The organism is Polynucleobacter sp. MWH-UH35A (assembly GCF_018687075.1).
In the GTDB taxonomy this organism is placed as follows: domain Bacteria; phylum Pseudomonadota; class Gammaproteobacteria; order Burkholderiales; family Burkholderiaceae; genus Polynucleobacter.
Genome location: NZ_CP061285.1, coordinates 405221 through 424583 on the forward strand (window position 1 = coordinate 405221; position 19363 = coordinate 424583).

At 47.1% G+C, this 19363-nt stretch carries 22 protein-coding genes and 2 tRNA genes; 21 read left to right on the top strand and 3 right to left on the bottom strand.

Going from position 1 to position 19363, the window contains the following annotated elements:
* Positions 1-67: 67 nt before the first annotated feature.
* The 11 genes from acpP (at position 68) to nagZ (ending at position 10602) form a co-directional block, all read left to right on the top strand.
* The gene (gene acpP, locus ICV36_RS02215) at positions 68-307 is read left to right on the top strand and encodes an acyl carrier protein (RefSeq protein ID WP_215361078.1); all 240 of its coding nucleotides are present in this window, start codon (positions 68-70) and stop codon (positions 305-307) included.
* Between the two features lie 21 nt (positions 308-328).
* The gene (fabF, locus tag ICV36_RS02220) at positions 329-1576 is read left to right on the top strand and encodes a beta-ketoacyl-ACP synthase II (RefSeq protein WP_215400925.1); all 1248 of its coding nucleotides are present in this window, start codon (positions 329-331) and stop codon (positions 1574-1576) included.
* Positions 1577-1626: 50 nt separating this feature from the next.
* Complete coding sequence (locus ICV36_RS02225) at positions 1627-3075, top strand: DegQ family serine endoprotease (protein WP_251375052.1); 1449 nt, start codon at positions 1627-1629, stop codon at positions 3073-3075.
* Between the two features lie 136 nt (positions 3076-3211).
* On the top strand, positions 3212-5017 hold the full coding sequence (gene lepA / locus ICV36_RS02230; RefSeq protein ID WP_215400926.1) for a translation elongation factor 4: 1806 nt from the start codon (positions 3212-3214) through the stop codon (positions 5015-5017).
* Positions 5017-5823, top strand: a complete 807-nt coding sequence (lepB, locus tag ICV36_RS02235; RefSeq protein WP_215400927.1) for a signal peptidase I — start codon at positions 5017-5019, stop codon at positions 5821-5823. Before lepA ends, lepB begins: the two co-directional genes overlap by 1 nt.
* A 5-nt stretch (positions 5824-5828) precedes the next feature.
* Positions 5829-6620 carry a ribonuclease III gene (gene rnc, locus ICV36_RS02240; RefSeq protein WP_215400928.1) on the top strand — a complete coding sequence of 264 codons (792 nt, stop codon included), beginning with the start codon at positions 5829-5831 and terminating at the stop codon, positions 6618-6620.
* Between the two features lie 44 nt (positions 6621-6664).
* Entirely contained in the window at positions 6665-7558 is an 894-nt protein-coding gene (era, locus tag ICV36_RS02245) for a GTPase Era (protein WP_251375116.1), read from the top strand.
* Positions 7559-7563: 5 nt separating this feature from the next.
* Positions 7564-8298: a DNA repair protein RecO gene (recO, locus tag ICV36_RS02250; RefSeq protein ID WP_215400930.1), complete on the top strand. Its 735-nt coding sequence runs from the start codon at positions 7564-7566 to the stop codon at positions 8296-8298.
* Between the two features lie 12 nt (positions 8299-8310).
* Complete coding sequence (pdxJ, locus tag ICV36_RS02255; protein WP_215400931.1) at positions 8311-9054, top strand: pyridoxine 5'-phosphate synthase; 744 nt, start codon at positions 8311-8313, stop codon at positions 9052-9054.
* A 37-nt stretch (positions 9055-9091) separates the two neighbouring features.
* The gene (gene acpS / locus ICV36_RS02260; RefSeq protein ID WP_215400932.1) at positions 9092-9484 is read left to right on the top strand and encodes a holo-ACP synthase; all 393 of its coding nucleotides are present in this window, start codon (positions 9092-9094) and stop codon (positions 9482-9484) included.
* Positions 9485-9513: 29 nt separating this feature from the next.
* Positions 9514-10602: a beta-N-acetylhexosaminidase gene (gene nagZ / locus ICV36_RS02265; protein ID WP_215400933.1), complete on the top strand. Its 1089-nt coding sequence runs from the start codon at positions 9514-9516 to the stop codon at positions 10600-10602.
* Between the two features lie 77 nt (positions 10603-10679).
* Here the strand turns inward: nagZ and efp are convergent, their stop codons facing one another.
* Both efp and earP read right to left on the bottom strand, forming a co-directional pair.
* Positions 10680-11240, bottom strand: a complete 561-nt coding sequence (gene efp / locus ICV36_RS02270) for an elongation factor P (RefSeq protein ID WP_215400934.1) — start codon at positions 11238-11240, stop codon at positions 10680-10682.
* Between the two features lie 87 nt (positions 11241-11327).
* Positions 11328-12398 carry an elongation factor P maturation arginine rhamnosyltransferase EarP gene (earP, locus tag ICV36_RS02275; protein ID WP_215400935.1) on the bottom strand — a complete coding sequence of 357 codons (1071 nt, stop codon included), beginning with the start codon at positions 12396-12398 and terminating at the stop codon, positions 11328-11330.
* Between earP and uvrC the strand changes: the two genes are divergently transcribed.
* The 5 genes from uvrC to ICV36_RS02300 all read left to right on the top strand — a co-directional run bounded on the left by uvrC (position 12397) and on the right by ICV36_RS02300 (position 15787).
* Entirely contained in the window at positions 12397-14307 is a 1911-nt protein-coding gene (uvrC, locus tag ICV36_RS02280; protein ID WP_215400936.1) for an excinuclease ABC subunit UvrC, read from the top strand. The genes earP and uvrC overlap by 2 nt on opposite strands.
* Positions 14308-14340: 33 nt before the next feature.
* Entirely contained in the window at positions 14341-14916 is a 576-nt protein-coding gene (gene pgsA, locus ICV36_RS02285; protein ID WP_215400937.1) for a CDP-diacylglycerol--glycerol-3-phosphate 3-phosphatidyltransferase, read from the top strand.
* 116 nt (positions 14917-15032) lie between these two features.
* Positions 15033-15108 (top strand) — tRNA-Gly (locus ICV36_RS02290).
* A 49-nt stretch (positions 15109-15157) separates the two neighbouring features.
* Positions 15158-15231, top strand: a tRNA-Cys gene (locus ICV36_RS02295).
* A gap of 94 nt (positions 15232-15325) precedes the next feature.
* Complete coding sequence (locus ICV36_RS02300) at positions 15326-15787, top strand: hypothetical protein (protein ID WP_215400938.1); 462 nt, start codon at positions 15326-15328, stop codon at positions 15785-15787.
* 75 nt (positions 15788-15862) lie between these two features.
* Here the strand turns inward: ICV36_RS02300 and lexA are convergent, their stop codons facing one another.
* Complete coding sequence (gene lexA / locus ICV36_RS02305) at positions 15863-16582, bottom strand: transcriptional repressor LexA (protein WP_215400939.1); 720 nt, start codon at positions 16580-16582, stop codon at positions 15863-15865.
* A gap of 59 nt (positions 16583-16641) precedes the next feature.
* On the opposite strand from lexA, the gene ICV36_RS02310 reads away from it, so the two are divergent.
* The 5 genes from ICV36_RS02310 (at position 16642) to rplI (ending at position 19332) form a co-directional block, all read left to right on the top strand.
* The gene (locus tag ICV36_RS02310; protein ID WP_215400940.1) at positions 16642-17718 is read left to right on the top strand and encodes an asparaginase; all 1077 of its coding nucleotides are present in this window, start codon (positions 16642-16644) and stop codon (positions 17716-17718) included.
* A 134-nt stretch (positions 17719-17852) separates the two neighbouring features.
* Positions 17853-18227 (top strand): 30S ribosomal protein S6, encoded by a 375-nt coding sequence (gene rpsF, locus ICV36_RS02315; protein ID WP_215400941.1) that lies wholly within the window; start codon positions 17853-17855, stop codon positions 18225-18227.
* A 59-nt stretch (positions 18228-18286) separates the two neighbouring features.
* Positions 18287-18580 (top strand): primosomal replication protein N, encoded by a 294-nt coding sequence (gene priB, locus ICV36_RS02320; protein WP_215400942.1) that lies wholly within the window; start codon positions 18287-18289, stop codon positions 18578-18580.
* 13 nt (positions 18581-18593) lie between these two features.
* Positions 18594-18866 (top strand): 30S ribosomal protein S18, encoded by a 273-nt coding sequence (gene rpsR, locus ICV36_RS02325; protein ID WP_011902267.1) that lies wholly within the window; start codon positions 18594-18596, stop codon positions 18864-18866.
* 13 nt (positions 18867-18879) lie between these two features.
* The gene (gene rplI, locus ICV36_RS02330; RefSeq protein ID WP_215361102.1) at positions 18880-19332 is read left to right on the top strand and encodes a 50S ribosomal protein L9; all 453 of its coding nucleotides are present in this window, start codon (positions 18880-18882) and stop codon (positions 19330-19332) included.
* Positions 19333-19363: the final 31 nt, after the last annotated feature.

Here is a 19363-nt window from a genome sequence, read left to right on the forward strand (position 1 = left end):
TTGCTAATCCGGTCTAGCAAACTGATAAAATTCTTTTCATCGTTTTTTACAACCCCTGGGGAAATTAATGGACAACATCGAACAACGCGTTAAGAAAATCGTCGCTGAGCAATTAGGCGTCGCAGAAGGAGAGATCAAGAATGAATCTTCTTTCGTGAACGACTTGGGCGCTGACTCTCTTGACACTGTTGAGTTGGTTATGGCTTTGGAAGATGAATTCGGCATCGAAATTCCTGATGAGGAAGCTGAAAAGATCACCACAGTTCAGCTCGCGATCGACTTCGCTAAATCAAAAGCTCAGGGTTAATTCCCTAGCTTAGGTATTACTGTGTCAGCATCAAATGGCCGACGCCGGGTTGTAGTCACCGGCCTTGGCCTCATCTCACCTGTTGGTAATTCAGTTGATCTAGCTTGGTCTAATTTGCTCGCGGGCAAATCAGGCATTGCAACCATCACCAAGTTTGACCACACTCCGCTTAGCGTTCATTTCGCTGGAGAGGTGAAAGATTTCAATGTCGAAGAGTATGTTTCTGCCAAAGAAGCGCGCCATATGGATACCTTTATCCATTACGGTATCGCTGCTGGCACACAAGCGCTTCGTGATAGCGGTTTAGAGATCACCGAACAAAACGCCGAGCGCGTTGGTGTAATGGTTGGCTCCGGTATTGGTGGCCTGCCAATGATCGAAGAAACCGGTGCCGAGCTATTGGCTCGCGGTCCTCGCCGCATCTCACCTTTCTTTGTTCCAGGTTCAATCATCAATATGATTTCTGGCCACCTCAGCATCTTGTTTGGTCTCAAAGGTCCAAACGTTGCTGCGGTAACTGCTTGTACAACGGGTTTGCACAGCATTGGTTTGGCCGCACGTTTAATTCAGTACGGCGATGCTGATGTGATGGTTGCTGGTGGTGCTGAATCCACAATCTCTGCTTTAGGTGTTGGTGGATTTGCTTCTGCAAGAGCGCTTTCAACACGCAATGATGATCCTGCGACTGCATCACGCCCTTGGGATAAAGACCGCGATGGTTTTGTTCTGGGTGAAGGTGCGGGTGTTGTCGTGCTTGAAGAGTACGAGCATGCAAAAGCGCGAGGCGCAAAAATTTATTGTGAATTACTCGGCTTTGGTATGAGTGGTGATGCGTATCACATGACTGCTCCGAACATGGATGGCCCACGTCGTTGTATGGTGAATGCAATGCGCGATGCCAAACTTAATCCAGATCAAATTCAGTATTTGAATGCTCATGGAACTTCTACGCCACTGGGTGATAAGAATGAAACTGAAGCAATCAAAGCGGCCTTGGGCGATCACGCTAAAAAGGCTTTAATCAACTCCACTAAGTCCATGACGGGCCACCTTTTGGGCGGAGCCGGCGGCTTGGAGTCTGTATTTACTATTCTGGCGCTACACAACCAGAAATCACCACCTACTATCAATATCTTCAATCAAGACCCTGAGTGTGATTTGGACTACTGCGCTAATACTGCTCGGGACGTGAAGATTGACCATGCCGTCAAAAACAATTTTGGCTTTGGGGGTACTAACGGTACCTTGATTTTCGGCAAATTGACCTAATATTCTCTTTATCTTCATCTTTGGTTTTCACCAAGTAGGTCTATAGCATTATGAAAAAGTACTTAATTGCGCTCATGACTTTTTTTAGTCTTGGGTATGTCGCATTTATTCCAACGGCTGCCGCACAAAATCCACGCGTAACAATTCCGGATTTCGCAGATTTGGTTGAGCGAGCTAGTCCTGCGGTGGTGAATATTCGTACAACTGAAAAAGTGGTGGTCCAGCAGGCGCAGGGTGGCATCCCTGGAATGCCTGAGGATCAAGCTGAATTCTTTCGTCGTTTCTTTGGTGTGCCTATTCCTGGGTTACCGAATGGCCCTAAGCAGGCGCAGCCAAATCCCGGAAAACCGCAAGAGGCGGACCGTGGTGTTGGTTCTGGTTTCATTATTGAATCCAATGGATTAATTTTGACCAATGCACACGTGGTTGAGGGTGCTACTACGATCTATGTGACCTTAACGGATAAGCGTGAGTTCAAGGCAAAGTTGCTTGGTATGGATAAGCGTACTGACGTAGCGGTTGTCAAAATTGAAGCACGTGACTTACCAAAGCTGCCATTAGGTGACTCATCTAGGGTGCGAGTTGGAGAATGGGTGCTAGCGATTGGGTCTCCGTTTGGTCTTGAGAACACTGTCACAGCAGGTATCGTGTCAGCCAAGAGTCGCGATACTGGTGACTACTTGCCTTTCATTCAAACTGACGTAGCAGTTAATCCTGGAAACTCAGGTGGACCACTCTTAAATACTGCCGGTCAAGTGATTGGTATTAATTCCCAAATCTTTAGCCGTTCTGGCGGATACATGGGCATCTCATTTGCCATTCCGATTGATGAGGCAATGCGTGTTGCCGATCAATTGCGCACGAATGGCAAGATGACTCGAGGTCGTATTGGTGTTGCTTTGGGTGAAATGACCAAAGAGGTTGCTGAGAGTTTGGGCTTAGGAAAACCACGTGGTGCTTATGTTCGTAATGTTGAGCCGGGCGGTCCAGCTGCTGCCGGTGGAATTGAAGCAGGCGATGTGATTTTGAGTTTTAATGGCCGCGATATTTCGAAGTCAACTGACTTACCAAGAGTTGTAGGTGAAACTAAGCCTGGTACTTCAGTGCCAGTGCAGGTTTGGCGCAAAGGTGGAACTCGTGATTTAACTGTTACCGTTGCGGATACAGAATCCACTCAGGCAGCCAATAAGAAGTCTGATGCACCTGCGGCAAATGGCGGCAGTGCAAATGCCCTTGGGGTTGCGGTCAGCGAGCTTTCGGAATCCAAAAAGAAGGACTTAAACATCAAAGGTGGAGTTGAGGTTACTGGTTTGGGGGATGGCCCCTTAGCCAGAGCAGGAATTCGACCTGGGGACGTCATTATTCGGGTTGCGGATGCGGATATCACGGGTGTTAAGCAGTTTGAAGCCCTTGTAAAGGGTTTGGACGCCAATCGGGCTGTTCCAGTCTTTATCCGCCGTGCCGACAGCACTTTGGTGGTCCCTGTAAGGCCCAAATAACCCTATTTTGGGCTTAAAAATGGGGTTTGGCGCCTCTTGGGCGCCACCCATTACAATCACTTCAAGACGACTTTTTGCAGCGCATCATTGTGGTGCGTTCTGACAAGGCGTTTTTTGAATGACCTATTAAGACGCTATGGATTTAATCCGCAATTTTTCTATCATCGCCCATATCGATCACGGCAAATCAACGCTTGCCGATCGCATTATTCAACTTTGCGGCGGTCTCTCCGATCGCGAAATGGAAGCTCAAGTTCTTGACTCAATGGATATTGAGCGTGAGCGTGGCATCACGATTAAGGCGCAAACCGCAGCTTTGAATTACAAGGCAAAAGACGGCAAGATTTACAACATCAATTTGATTGATACCCCTGGGCACGTGGATTTCTCTTACGAAGTCAGTCGCTCTTTATCTGCTTGCGAAGGCGCATTGTTGGTAGTCGATGCCAGCCAAGGGGTTGAAGCGCAAACCGTTGCCAACTGTTATATGGCGCTTGAGTTGGGTGTTGAGGTTGTGCCGGTGCTCAATAAGATTGACTTACCGCAAGCAGATCCTGATCGCGCCAAACAAGAGATTGAAGATGTTATTGGCATTGATGCGTCTGAAGCCGTTACCTGTTCGGCCAAGACGGGTATGGGTGTTGCAGACGTGATTGAGGAAATGATCGCAAAAGTGCCGCCACCAAAAGGGAATGCGACAGAGCCATTACAAGCATTAATTATTGATTCTTGGTTTGACAACTACGTTGGCGTGGTGATGTTGATTCGTGTGGTGAATGGCACCCTAAAGCCAAAAGAAAAGATTACCTTAATGGCGAATGGCTCAACCCACTTAGTTGAGCATGTTGGTGTATTCAGTCCGAAATCAGTAGATCGCCCAGAGTTATCTGCGGGTCAAGTAGGCTTTGTGATTGCTGGTATTAAAGAATTGAAAGCTGCCAAGGTTGGCGATACCGTGACGCACTCTCCTGGACAGCAAGGCCGCACTCCTGCAGCCGAACCATTGCCTGGATTTAAAGAAGTGAAACCCCAAGTCTTTGCAGGACTATATCCAGTTGAGGCTAGTGAATACGATCAATTGCGCGAGTCACTCGAGAAGCTCAAATTGAATGACGCTTCACTTTTATATGAACCAGAAGTTTCGCAGGCTTTAGGCTTTGGATTCCGTTGCGGCTTCTTAGGTTTGCTCCATATGGAGATTGTGCAAGAGCGCTTGGAGCGTCAGTATGGCATGAACCTCATTACCACTGCTCCAACCGTGGTGTATCAGGTGCAGCAGTCAGATGGCACGATCTTAATGGTGGATAACCCATCAAAGATGCCAGAGACCAGTAAGGTCGATACCATCATGGAGCCGATTGTTACAGTCAACCTGTATATGCCTCAAGAGTATGTTGGCTCAGTGATTACTTTATGTGTTGGAAAGCGCGGTATTCAAACGGGTATGAACTATCTTGGTCGCCAAGTGCAGCTCACCTATGAATTGCCAATGGCTGAGATTGTGTTGGACTTCTTTGACAGGCTGAAGTCCATCTCTCGTGGCTACGCTTCAATGGATTATGAGTTCAAAGAATATCGACCTGCAGATGTAGTGAAGGTCGATATTTTGATCAACGGCGATCGTGTGGATGCATTGTCTGTAATCGTTCACAGAAGCAATAGTCAACATCGCGGGCGCGAAGTGGTTGCGAAGATGCGTGGCATCATTCCCCGTCAAATGTTTGATGTAGCTATTCAGGCGGCAATTGGTAGCAATATTGTGGCTCGTGAAAACGTAAAGGCATTGCGCAAGAACGTTTTGGCTAAGTGTTATGGCGGCGATATCTCTCGTAAGCGCAAGCTATTAGAGAAGCAAAAAGAAGGTAAGAAGCGTATGAAGCAGGTAGGTAACGTGGAGATTCCACAAGAAGCCTTCTTGGCTATTCTGCAGGTGGAGGATTGATGAACTTTGCTCTAGTCCTTTTCATCCTGGTAATTGTTTCTGGAATCGCTTGGGTTGCGGATAAATTGCACTTTGCCCCGCAAAGGCGTTTGGCTGGTAATGACCGCATGCCTTTATGGCTTGAGTACACCGCTGGCTTCTTTCCAGTCATTTGCGCGGTATTTGTGTTGCGCTCTTTCATTGCTGAGCCGTTCAAGATTCCTTCGGGCTCAATGATCCCTACATTGCAGATAGGCGATTTCATTTTAGTGAATAAATTTACCTATGGAATTCGTTTGCCTGTAATTAATCAAAAAGTAGTTGACTTGGGTTCTCCTAAACGCGGTGATGTTGTGGTGTTCCGCTACCCACGAGACGAATCCGTCGATTATATTAAGCGTGTAGTGGCTTTGCCAGGTGACGAAATCACTTATGAAAATAAACGACTGACTATTAATGGTCAGCCTTTGCAATACAGCGGTGGCGAACCTTATCTCGACCCTGAGAATATGCGTTACGCCAAGCGTTTCACTGAAACCTTCCCAGCAGACTTGGGGGGTAATCGTCATGAGATTCTGAATGACCCAGATCGTCCGGCCACAGTATTTCCGACTGAGCGTTTTCCGGGTTCTGAGTTCTGCCAATACCAGCAGTCTGGTCTGACTTGTAAGGTACCTCCAGGACATTACTTTGCGATGGGCGATAACCGTGATAACAGCGCAGACTCACGTTATTGGGGTTTTGTCCCAGATAAAAACATTGTGGGCAAAGCCTTCTTTGTTTGGCTCAACCTAGGTAATCTGGGTCGAATCGGCGGATTCGAGTAAATATCATGAATGCGCGCGCCGTGATCGAAACTGGACCGCTGCAAGAGCGACTCGGCTATACCTTCAAGAAGCCAGAGCTACTAAATCAAGCCTTGACTCATCGTAGTCATAGCAAGAAGAATAATGAACGTCTGGAGTTTTTGGGGGACTCGATTCTTAATTGCGTAGTGGCTGAGATGCTTTACGAACGTTATTCAGATTTGGATGAAGGCGACCTTTCTCGTGTGCGTGCGAATCTCGTGAAGCAGCAGGCTTTATATGAAATCGCCCAAACATTATCTTTATCCGATTACTTGCGCTTAGGCGAGGGTGAGCTCAAGAGTGGTGGCTTCCGTCGCCCCTCTATCCTTGCGGATACCCTAGAGGCAGTGACTGGCGCTATTTTTATGGATGGTGGTTTTGAGGCTGCTAAGGCAAGTTTGCGCAAGCTCTACTCCATTATCTTGGCGCATGTTGATCCTAAAACCTTAGGTAAAGACGATAAAACCTTATTGCAAGAGTGCCTGCAGGGTTATCAATTGCCCTTACCTACCTATAACGTTACTGGTACTTCTGGTGCTGCACACAACCAGCAGTTTGAGGTGGAGTGCTTGATCCCCAGTCATAAGGTGGCAGTTAAAGGTGAGGGTGCTTCACGACGTGCTGCTGAACAAGCGGCAGCGAAGTTGGCGTTGATTGCCATGCTGAAGGCTTTGCCGCAAGAATCTCGTAAACCCAAGAAGACACGGTCAGCTAAAAAGAAAGCGGCAAAAAAAGAAGTGACCGAAGAGCAGTTTAATCTTAAGCTGAAGGGCTAATCGTGTTTAGATGCGGCACCATCGCCATTGTTGGGCGTCCTAATATGGGTAAATCGACCCTTCTGAATGCATTGGTTGGCCAGAAGATCAGTATTACTTCTCGTAAGGCGCAAACTACACGCCACCGTATTTTGGGTATTCAGAATCGCGATGAAGCCCAGTTTATTTTTATCGATACACCTGGCTTTCAGACGCGATTAATGAATACGCTCAACAAGGCGCTTAATCGCACTGTTACTACGGCTCTGCAAGACGTTAATGTGGCTTGCTTTGTAGTTGAGGCCGGTTACTTTGGTGAGGACGACAAAAAGGTATTGAAATTATTGCCAGATGACTTGCCTGTAGTGCTCGTATTAAACAAGCTGGATTTATTTAATAGTCGCTTTCAGACTCCATCAGAGCGCGACCAGGCACTGCTCAACTTTATTAAAGACATGGCTCGCCCTTGGTGTGAATTGGGCGGTCATGAAGATCAGAAATGCGAGTTTGCTGAAATCGTGCCGATGAGCGCCAAGAGCCCTGGCGATATCGAAAGATTGCTGGATGTGCTTGAAGGCTATCTACCTGAGGCGCCAGCTGTCTATGATGGCGATACCATCACTGACCGTAGCGAACGCTTCTTAGCGGCCGAAATTTTGCGAGAAAAAGTATTTCGCTTTACTGGTGAAGAGTTGCCTTACACCAGTACCGTAGTTATTGACCAATTTAAGATGGATGGCAAGATGCGTTGTATTGCGGCAACCATCTTGGTGGATCGCGATAGTCATAAAGCAATGATCATTGGTCAAAAAGGCGAGCGCCTAAAAAAGATTTCAACAGATGCCCGCATTGATATGGAAAAGCTCTTTGATGGCAAAGTCTTTTTAGAGACTTGGGTCAAGGTCAAGCGTGGCTGGGCGGATGATCGCGCCGAACTGCGGGCACAGGGGTTAGAATAAATTCCATGGCCTCGATTCGTGTTGCTGACGAACCTGCTTTTGTATTGCACAGCATCCCCTATAAAGAAACTAGCTTAATTCTGGATGTTTTTACGCGGCAACATGGTCGCATGGCACTAATTGCTAAAGGGGCTAAGCGCCCGCATTCGACATTACGCCCTGTTCTTCAACGCTTTCAGCCATTATTGGTTTCATGGAGTGGCAAGTCTGAACTGCGCACCCTAACAAAATCAGAGTGGGTGGGTGGCATGCCTTCTTTGGTGGGGGATGCCTTGCTTTGCGGTTTCTATCTCAATGAATTACTTGTCAAGTTTTTAGCGCGTGAAGATGATTACGAAAAACTCTACGATCGCTATGCACAGACTATCAATGCGCTATCTAACCTTGAGTTTGAATCTAAGGGTCTAGAAGAAATCCTACGTCCTTTCGAGTTATCGCTCTTGCAGGAAACGGGTTATGCTGCCGCCTTGGATCGTTGTGTTGAAACGAATGAGGCGCCATTGGCTCACGAACAATATGTTTACCAACCAGAGCGCGGTGTGCGTCCGGTGCAGGTGGATGACCCCGGACATTGGCCAGTGCTGACTGGAAAATCGCTATTAGCGATTGCTATTGGAGATTTTTCGGATCCCGAGACGCTGTCAGAGAGTAAGCAATTGATGCGTTTTTTGCTGGGTCTGCATTTACAGGATCAAGTATTGACGACTCGCCAGATTTTGATTGATTTGAAAAAAATCTAGTAACCTACAGAGATGAGTAGCCATTCAAGCCTTGAATTAGGTATCAATATCGACCATGTTGCCACGTTGCGTAATGCGCGGGGTACGATTTATCCTGATCCATTAAGGGCGGCAGCTTTGGCTGAAGAGGCGGGCGCAGACCTCATTACTTTGCATTTGCGTGAAGACCGCCGTCACATTAAAGATGCTGATTTGCTAGCACTACGCCCACTCATCAAAACTCGCATGAACTTAGAGTGTGCGGTAACGCCAGAGATGATTGACATCGCTTGCCAAGTAAAACCTCACGATGTTTGTTTGGTCCCAGAAAAGCGCGAAGAGGTCACAACCGAAGGCGGTTTAGATGTGGTGGGTCATTTTGATGCGGTGAGGGCCGCTACCCAGAAACTGAATGATGCAGGCATTCGAGTATCGCTGTTTATTGACCCAGAAGAAAAGCAAATTCAGGCGGCTAGAGAGGTAGGGGCAACCGTAGTCGAATTGCATACCGGTCGTTATGCTGATTTAACAGGCGCTGAGCAGGCTCAAGAATTGGAGCGCATTCGTAAAGCTGCGGCCTTTGGTAAAAGTATTGGCTTGAGAGTTAATGCCGGTCATGGTTTGCATGAGGGTAACGTGAAACCCATTGCTGCTATTGATGAATTGTCCGAACTGAACATTGGCCATGCCATTGTTGCTGAAGCCTTATTTAAGGGTTGGCAAAAAGCAATCATCGACATGAAAGCCTTGATGAACCATGGTAGAGCGAGCTCTTAAGCATTAACAACAGCAAATAAAAGCTATTAAAGTAAATATGATCATCGGCATCGGCACTGACATTCTGCAGATTGAACGCTTACAAGCGGCTTACGATCGCACCAATGGCCGCCTGGCTGAAAAAATTCTGGGTCCAGATGAGATGTTGGTATTTCAGCATCGTCTGGCCAGAAATCATAAGCGGGGTATTGCATTCTTGGCTACGCGCTTCGCAGCTAAGGAAGCTTTCTCCAAAGCAATCGGTCTTGGCATGAGAATGCCAATGACATGGCGCTCCCTACAAACTCTGAATGAGTCTAGCGGCAAACCTGTGACCTCCTACTTAGGAAAGTTAGCGCAATTCATGCAAGAAAAAAATTGGGAAGCTCATGTCACTGTAAGTGATGAGCAAGACATGGCAATTGCTCACGTAATTGTTACTCAGAAGTAAATAAAAATATAGTTGAAATAGAGGAAGAGATGAGCAAGTTAACGATGGCGAAGATGGCCCCTGGCCCAATTACCTTAGATGTAGTTGGTCTCGAGTTAAACGCCGAGGATCGCCGCCGCATTTTGCATCCCCTCACTGGTGGAGTCATTTTATTTGGCAGAAACTTTGCCAATCGTCAACAGCTTACTAAGCTGACTACGGCCATTAAGAAGCTTCGTCCAGATGTGCTGATCTCTATTGATCATGAGGGCGGTCGAGTCCAACGTGCTAGGACTGATGGCTTTACCCATCTGCCCGCAATGCGTAAGCTAGGTGAACTGTGGGGTGCTAAAAATAAATCCACTCATGCTGCAGAGTCTGCCGCTATCGCCATGGCAGCTGCAACAGCTTGTGGATATGTGCTCGCTGCTGAGTTACGTGCTTGCGGGGTTGATTTCAGCTTTACTCCAGTATTAGATTTAGACTTTGGTCGTAGTGGTGTGATCGGGGATAGATCATTTAGTCGTGACCCACAAATTGTTTTTGCCTTGGCGAAAAGTTTGAATGAAGGCTTACGTCTTGCGGGAATGGCCAACTGCGGCAAGCACTTTCCTGGACATGGTTGGGCGGAGGCTGATTCGCACGTAGCCATTCCAGTAGACGAACGCTCTTTGAAAGAAATCTTGAACGATGACGCTAAGCCGTATGAGTGGCTCGATTTGAGTTTGGCATCAGTGATGCCGGCGCATGTGATTTATCCAAAAGTGGATAAGAACCCAGCAGGCTTCTCAAAGGTTTGGCTCCACTCAATCTTGCGTCAAGAGCTAGGTTTTGAGGGTGTGATCTTTAGTGATGATCTTTCTATGGAAGGCGCTAGTGTTGCTGGATCGGTAGTCAAAGGCGCAGAGATGGCCTTAGAAGCGGGTTGCGATGCGGTCCTTATCTGCAATCGCCCAGATCTTGCTGATCAATTACTCTCAAAACTCAAAGTCTCAAAAGCCAAGCAAGCAGAATCTGCAACACGTTTAAATCGTCTTATGCCGCTAGCCTCAGCACCAACGTGGGGTGACTTGCAAGCTGAAGCTCAGTACCAGCATGCGAAAGGCTTGCTTACACAGCTGGGTTTGATTGCTGAGTAATTAGGGGTAAAAGCGTTTGTAACAATAAAAAAGCCCGGCATGCCGGGCTTTGTGCATCGTAGCGAACTAATTACAAATTAGTTCGCACGGCTGCGGTATTCACCAGTGCGAGTATCGATTTCGATCTTGTCACCTGTGTTGCAGAACAATGGAACTTGCAATTCATAGCCAGTTGCCAACTTTGCGCTCTTCAACACTTTGCCTGAGCTGGTGTCACCTTTAACTGCTGGTTCTGTGTAAATGATTTCGCGAACCAAGGAGTTAGGCATTGCAACAGAAAGTGCTTTACCTTCGTAGAACACTACTTCGCAAGGCATGCTTTCTTCGAGGTAGTTCAAGGCATCGCCCATGAACTCAGCTTCAACTTCATATTGGTTGTAATCACCATCCATAAATACATACATTGGATCTGCGAAATAAGAGTAGGTGCATTCTTTCTTATCCAGAATCACAACATCAAACTTGTCATCGGCCTTGTAAACACCTTCATTTGGTGCGCCAGTTAACAAATTCTTAAATTTCATTTTCACAACAGAGGAGTTGCGGCCAGAGCGGCTATATTCGGCCTTTAAAACGACCTGGGCATCAGTACCAATCATGACTACGTTACCAACGCGGAGTTCTTGTGCTGTTTTCATCTTGCTATTCCTGGGGGCAGAGCTAATATTCTGCGGTTTTTATCAAAAACAAGATTGTAACCGCCCGCAAGCCTTTATTGCTTGGGATTAAGCGACAAAGTGCATTAAACGTGCTGGAAGACCGCCATCCGCTTGTTTTTCAAGTAAATGGGCGCGCCAGTCCTTGGCATGCGCATTCCAGTTACCCAAGTCGCCAAACCATTCGCTGGGCATTGCCCAGGTCATGGCGGCAATCGTAGCCAACCTTAACTCTTGGCTGGCCTCCTCCAAATAGAGATCCAAAAAAGCCGCTAATTTGACTTCATGAGCGCGATCTTCTTGTGGGTAGATGTGCCAGATAAATGGCTTGCCAGCAAGTTGGGCTCGTATAAAAGAATCCTCACCGCGGACGATATTAAAGTCGCATTGCGACAACACCCAGTCATATTCATCCTGAGATACAAAAGGCAGCGAAAGCAATTGAACGTTTGCCGGCAATTGGATTGGTTGCTCACCATAGAGGTTTAATTGTTCGGCATGGCCGTATGCCAGGAGGACATCTATATCTTCACCGAGCTGCCCTAAATCCATTAGCCATTTTTTAAGTGGCGCTCCTGGGTAGCAAAAAACACTGATCCGTTTGGCTCCTGGACGTAGCTGAGACCAGATGGCTTTCAGATCATTGGGGGTACTTTTTTCAACGAGATGCCCTTCCGCTGGTATCGGGTCAAGCAATAGTCCTCCGACCTCTTCTTGAAAGCCGGGAAAGAAAAAATACTTCGGAATGCCATGGGATTGAGGTGATGGTTTGCCGTGGAAATCAATCACCCAAGGTTCTGCACTTAAGTACTCCAGATTAATAATGAGTGGCTTGATGGGGGCAACAAAAAGACCGGTTAAGTAGCGTTCCGGTAGTTCACAACCAAAAGCCTCAATGACTACATCAGGCGTTTGAACGGGATGGCGAGCATTGCTATAACTTGCTTCCCATGGCTGGATATCGATTCTGTCTTTAATTGAGAGGTCAACACCTGAAGCGAGTAAATTAAGGGTTGGCAGGTCATCGCAAAAAATACGGACCTCTTGCCCATGAATGCTTGATAAGCTTCGGGCTAGACGCCAGCAAACACCGGCATCACCATAGTTATCGACGATTTGGCAGAAAATATCCCAACGCATGAGTAATTCGCTTTTCGAAACCCTTCAGCAGGATGTTAAACGGCTACCCGGATTGCCGGGGGTATATCGCTTTTTTGACGAAGCAGGACGTATTCTGTATGTAGGCAAAGCTCGCAACCTTAAAAAGCGTGTCTCAAGTTATTTTCAGCGCACCCAGTTATCACCGCGTATCGAGCTGATGGTGGGCAAAATTGCCCGCTATGAGACAACGGTAACACGGACTGAAACCGAAGCCCTCATTCTAGAGAACAATCTTATTAAAGAGTTGGCTCCGCCATTTAATATTTTATTTCGAGACGATAAATCTTATCCCTATGTGATGTTGACAGGGCATCAGTTCCCACGGCTATCCTCATATCGTGGAAAAGTAGATAAGCGTAATCAGTACTTTGGCCCATTTCCGAATAGTTGGGCAGTGCGGAATAGTGTTCAGATTCTTCAAAAAGTATTTCGTCTGAGAACTTGTGAAGACTCTGTATTTAAGAATCGTAGTCGCCCTTGTCTTTTACATCAAATTCATCGGTGTAGCGCTCCCTGTGTGGGCCGTCTCAGTGCGGAGCAATATGGACAGGACGTTGCTCAAGCGACGCGATTTTTAGAAGGCGATCATAGTCAAGTTTTATCCGAGCTTGAAAAAGAAATGCACAAGCACAGCGAAGCCATGGAGTTTGAGATGGCAGCAGTATTGCGCGATCGCATCGCTGATCTATCTAGTGTCTTACAGCAGCAATCTATGGATGTTGTGGCTGAAGGCGAGGGCGATGTCGACATCATCGCTGTTGCTCAAATGGAAGGTATGGTTTGCGTCAATCTGGCGATGGTGCGAGGGGGTCGTCATCTTGGGGATCGAGCCTATTTTCCTAAGGGGTTGAGAACGACATCCGGCGAATTGCCATCTCCCGCGGAGATATTAGAGGCATTTATTGCGCAGCATTATTTAGAAGAACATCTAGAGGATGCAACAACCAATTTAATCCCTCCGGTATTGATATTGAATCATGCATTGCAGTCCAGAGGCGATGATCTCAGTGAGCTTAATGAAGCTCCGCCAGAAGATTTGCATGAGTTACTAAATGCACAAGCTGGTAGAAAAATTACCTTCCTGCATCAGCCTCAGGGGCAAAGGCGTCATTGGCTGGCGATGGCTGAGGGTAATGCCAAGATTGCCTTAACGAAACGCTTAGTAGAGACTGGCGGACAGTTGGCAAGAGCGCGTGCCCTGGCGGATATCCTCAGCCTCGAATTGGAAAGTCTTGAACAGTTACGCATTGAATGTTTTGATATTAGCCATACCTCTGGTGAAGCAACTCAAGCATCGTGTGTGGTGTATTCCAAGAACGCAATGCAATCAAGCGAGTATCGACGCTTTAATATTAATGACATCACGCCGGGAGATGATTACGCAGCAATGCGCCAAGTATTGCAAAGACGTTATGCCAACTTTCAAGAGTTGCCAGTAGAAAAAATTCCGCAAGTGATTTTGATTGATGGCGGTAAAGGACAAGTAGAGATGGCGCGTCAGGTGTTATCTGAATTTGGCATGGATGTAGGTTTGATTGTTGGTGTTGCCAAAGGCGAGGGTCGCAAGGTCGGATTGGAGACGCTGATTTTTGCTGATGGACGTGAACCTTTGGAGTTGGGTATCGATAGCGCCGCATTGCTATTGGTGGCGCAGATTCGAGATGAGGCGCACCGCTTTGCCATTACTGGGATGCGAGCCAAGCGCGCTAAAGCGAGAACAATTTCTCGTTTAGAAGAGATCGAGGGTATTGGTGCAAAGCGCAGACAAAAGCTGCTGGCGCGTTTTGGTGGTCTTAAAGGCGTTGCAAACGCCAGTATTGAGGAAATTGCTAGTGTAGAAGGCGTCTCTTTAACGCTGGCCGAGCAGATATATCGTCAGCTTCATTAGGTGCCTTCACTATTCTTAGTTTATGCTTATCGCATGCCCTTTAATTTACCCATTGCCTTAACCTGGCTGCGTGTTGCAGCCATCCCGCTATTGGCGGTGGTTTTTTATCTTCCCAATTCTTGGCTCACGCCTTTTGAGAAGAATTTAATTGCAGCAATCATTTTTATCTCTGCTGCGATTACCGATTGGTTAGATGGTTTTCTAGCGCGTCGTCTAAAACAAGAATCTGCATTTGGTCAATTCTTAGATCCCGTTGCTGACAAACTCATTGTTGCTGCAGCCTTATTGGTGCTGCTGAATATGGATCGTGTGCAGGTTTGGGTAGCGCTCATCATCATCGGTCGCGAAATTACCATCTCCGCACTACGTGAATGGATGGCTTTACTGGGTGCTGGAAAAAGTGTGGCAGTACATATGGTCGGCAAACTCAAAACCACAGCCCAGTTGGTGGCCATCCCATTTTTATTGCTCAACGACACTGTATTTGGCTGGTTAAATTGCGCACAGCTAGGTACCTGGTTAATTTGGATCGCCTCATTTTTAACGCTTTGGTCCATGTTCTATTACATGAAAAAGGCTTTACCGCAGCTTGCTGGAAAAATCGACTAAGCGATCAAAAGCCCAGCCAGTTAAGCCTTTCATGGCAATTGCATTCCCCCAATTTTTAGGTTTTACAAGGAATAATGCTTTCTTGGCGATTGTTTGTTAAACTATCGCCCTGTTATGCGGGAATAGCTCAGCTGGTAGAGCGATACCTTGCCAAGGTATAGGTCGGGAGTTCGAACCTCCTTTCCCGCTCCAAGTTCGATGGGAAGCCCTTAAAAGCTTCCCATTTTTGATTCAAGAGTATGGCGCGTTGGCCGAGTGGTTAGGCAGGAGCCTGCAAAGCTTCGTACGGGGGTTCGATTCCCTCACGCGCCTCCAGTGAATTGTCTTGACGATTTAGGTGCATCACCTAAAATACTTTCAACGAATGTAAGTAAAAAAGCGTCGGCCACCTTAATCAATTAAAGAGCACATGATCACAATACGAACCCTCAAAGTTAGCGCCCTAACATTATTTTTGGCAGCGCTTATGGGCGCATGCGCGAGCTCGGGTGATTCACCAACTGGTACACCCCAGGAGGTTCAAGAGGTTCAAGCTCAATTGTTGGGTGATATGCCATTGCCTGCCGCATCAAAAATTATTGGTGCAGAATCTTTAATCATCGGACGCGGTGATAACTGGGTAGGGCGTGTTGTTCTATCTGGTGTACAAACGCCAACGGATATTTATGCATTCTTCCAATCAGAGTATCCGCGCGCAGGATGGACCACCGTTAGTGCTGTGAAATCGAAAACCAGTATTTTGGTATTTACCAAAGGCGACCGTACAGCTACTGTGGAATTAAACGAGGGTTCGTTGACTGGACCTAAAACATTGATCACGATTACTTCGTCACCAAAGAACGCCAATGTTGTGGCACCAAGCAAGAAGTAATTAAAGCATTTGACTCTTGTTGAGAGTAAATAAAAAGGCCTCTAACAAGAGGCCTTTTGCTTGCGGAGCTTTAGTTTATAACCCTTCAGCCCTGATTAAGCCAACCGCTTGGCCTTCAACTGCAAAGTTGGGTTGACGATCATCCACTAATATGTTTTTGAAGTCTGGGTTCTCTGCTTGCAGCTCAATGACGATGCCGTTCGCCGTTTTCTTTTGTTGCCAACGTTTTACTGTGACTTCATCATCAAGACGGGCAACCACAATATCGCCATTGCGTACTTCAGTCGTTTTGCGAACGGCCAAGTAGTCGCCATCCAAAATTCCGGCGTCGCGCATGCTCATGCCCTTTACTTTTAATAAGTAATCAGCACCTTTGCTAAATAAACTTGGATCAATTGGAACCTGTTTTTCAATATGCTCTACAGCCATGATCGGTGAGCCAGCAGCAACTCTTCCAATTAATGGCAGGGTGAGTTGTTGTAATGCGCCTGACGGTAAGGATAGTTGGCGATATTTATTGCTGTTGTGAGTTTGATTAAATCTTTGTGGAATGCGAATGCCGCGTGAAGTTCCCGGCGTTAACTCGATGTAGCCTTTTTTTGCTAAAGCGCGAAGATGTTCTTCGGCTGCATTAGCAGAGGCAAATCCCAACTGTGTAGCAATCTCGGCTCGAGTTGGTGGAAGACCGCTCTCATCGATGGCCTTAGTGATTAACTCCAAGATCTCATTCTGACGTGGAGTGAGTTTGGGGAGGGCAGTTAGCTCCTCCGGAAAATCGACTGTGTTTATGTCCATACTGGGATTGTATACAGCAGTTTTTGATAGGGCAAGCTATTTAAGAGGGATAATGGGGTATGAGCTCACAACAAAATCACCCTGAAACTACACCCCATATCTTGGTTTTGGGCATGGGCGGAACGATTGCTGGCTTGGCGCCAAGCCCAATTGAGAACCCTATGCAATACGAAGCTGGTCAGGTCGATGTTGCCTCTTTGCTTACACATATTCAATCTGCTGTTCCTGATGGCATTCAGTTGGTTTCAAAGCAAGTGGCCAATACCAATAGCCGCAACCTAACGGAGTCCTTATTGACCCTTTTAGGCGAGACTGTTCGAGAGGCTCTTGCAAACACCCTGGTTAAAGGGATAGTGGTCACTCACGGAACCGATACGATTGAGGAGACAGGGGTCTTTTTACAACTGACTTGTGGAAAATATGCTCAAAATTTAGGCAAAAGAGTGATCTTAACTGGCGCGATGTTGCCTGCCAATGCACCCAAGGCTGATGGCCCATCCAACCTATTGGATGCTATTCGCTGGGCTTCTACCCCTATAGATAACTGCCCGGGCGGTATTTATGCCGTCATGGATGGGAGGGGATGTTTGGCGATGGATCTCGCAAAGCGGCACGGTAGTGCGCTCAATGCGCCAATTCAGTCTTCACCCAGCAGTTCCGTTGGACTCATTAATCCATCCTGGCTATCCGGCGTGAAGGCGGTTCAGGCTCTCTGGACTGAGGATTTGCCGATTCCAAAGGAAGGCGAATGGCCTTGGGTCGAAATCTTAACCAGTCATGCTGGCGCCCGTTCGGAGACGATTACCCATTGGCTTACCTCCAAGGTAAAGGGCCTCGTTATTGCTGGATCTGGCATGGGGGGTTTCCATGACGCCTGGAAGGATTCGCTTATTGCAGTAGTTAAGCATGGCATTGCCTTGGTGCGGACTTCGAGGACTGGGGCCGGGGAAACCATGCCAAATCTACCTGAAAAAGACATTGCTGGATGTTTGGCGGCGGGCAGCCTGTCTGCACCCAGAGCGAGGATTGCCCTGCAACTGGCTCTGAATGCTGAGAAACAGGCTCAATCCTCTGGTAAATCCCTGACTTGGCAGGATTTTTTTGCTAGAATAGCGGTCTTGCCTGTAATTCGGTAAGCGCTGCAAAGCGGCTGTAAAAGTGTTGTAAGTTTTACCTACAATTTGTTACTACCTTGTCACACTGGCGCTGAGTTCGCAACCATCAGAACTTAGCAAGACGCCCAGGTGACTTTATCCTTAAGGAGTGTTTGATGCGTCATTATGAAATCGTCTTTATCGTCCATCCGGACCAAAGCGAGCAAGTGCCAGCGATGATCGATCGCTACAAAGCTACATTAGCAGCTGCGGGCGGCAAAATTCATCGTATGGAAGACTGGGGTCGTCGTCAGATGGCTTACATGATCGACAAGCTTGCTAAAGCCCATTACGTTTGCATGAACATTGAGTGCGACCAGAAAACTCTGGAAGAGCTCGAGCATGCGTTCAAATTTAACGATGCTGTTTTGCGTCACCTCATCATCAAGACTAAGAAAGCGGAAACAGAGCCTTCCATCATGATGAAAGAAGTGCAGCGTGAAGAAGCGCGCAAATCTGCTCAAACTGAAGCTCCTGTAGCGGCAGCCTAAGTTAGAAATTTGAAGAGGAATACACAGACTAGAAAACGTATCAGAGAAGCGGAGCGGCGTTGAATCATTTCACCCTAACTGCAATCTTGGTCTCTAAAGACGCGATTCGATTTACACCAGCAGGAATACCGGTGATGCATTGCTTGCTAGAGCATAGCGGGCAAGCAAACGAGGTAGGAGTGGCAAGGAAAATTCAGATGAACGTTGAAGCCATCACAATCGGTCCGATACAAAAGGATCTAGAGCGAATGGATTTAGGAGCTGAGGCAGTGTTTGAGGGATTCTTAGCACCCAAGACTCTACGTAATCAAAGACTTGTTTTCCATATCACCCATATTCAATTGAAAAATTAAAGAGGAAATCATCATGGCGTTTGGAAAGAAACCCGATTTCAAAAAGAAACCAGCTCAGAACCCATTGTTCAAGCGTAAGCGTTATTGCCGTTTCACTGTTGCTGGCGTAGAACAGATTGACTACAAAGATGTAGATACATTGAAGGACTTCATTGGCGAAAACGCCAAGATCACTCCTGCTCGTTTGACAGGCACAAAAGCTAAATATCAGCGTCAGTTAGACACTGCTATTAAGCGTGCTCGTTACTTGGCTTTGTTGCCATTCTCCGATCAACACAAGAAATAATTAGGAGCCCTCAATGCAAATCATTCTTTTAGAAAAAGTAACAAACCTGGGCAACCTCGGCGACATCGTTCGCGTTAAAGACGGTTTCGCTCGTAACTTCTTAATCCCACAACGTAAAGCCCGTCGTGCAACTGAAGCAGCTATCGCTGACTTTGCAGTTCGTCGTGCTGAGTTGGAAAAATTGGCTGCTGAGAAATTGGCTGCTGCTGAAGCGGTTGGCATCAAACTCAAAGACTTGGTTCTCGAAATCGGTCAAAAAGCGGGTGTTGACGGTCGCTTGTTTGGTTCTGTAACCAATCATGACATCGCTGATGCGTTGAAAGCTAAAGGCTTCACAATTGAGAAGTCTTCAGTTCGCATGCCTACTGGCCCATTGAAAATGGTTGGTGATCATCCTGTAGCGGTTGCTGTTCATACCGACGTTGTTGCAGACATCACCATTCGTGTAGTTGGCGAGCAAGCTTAAGTTTTAGAACTGTAAATAAGCCACATGGCTG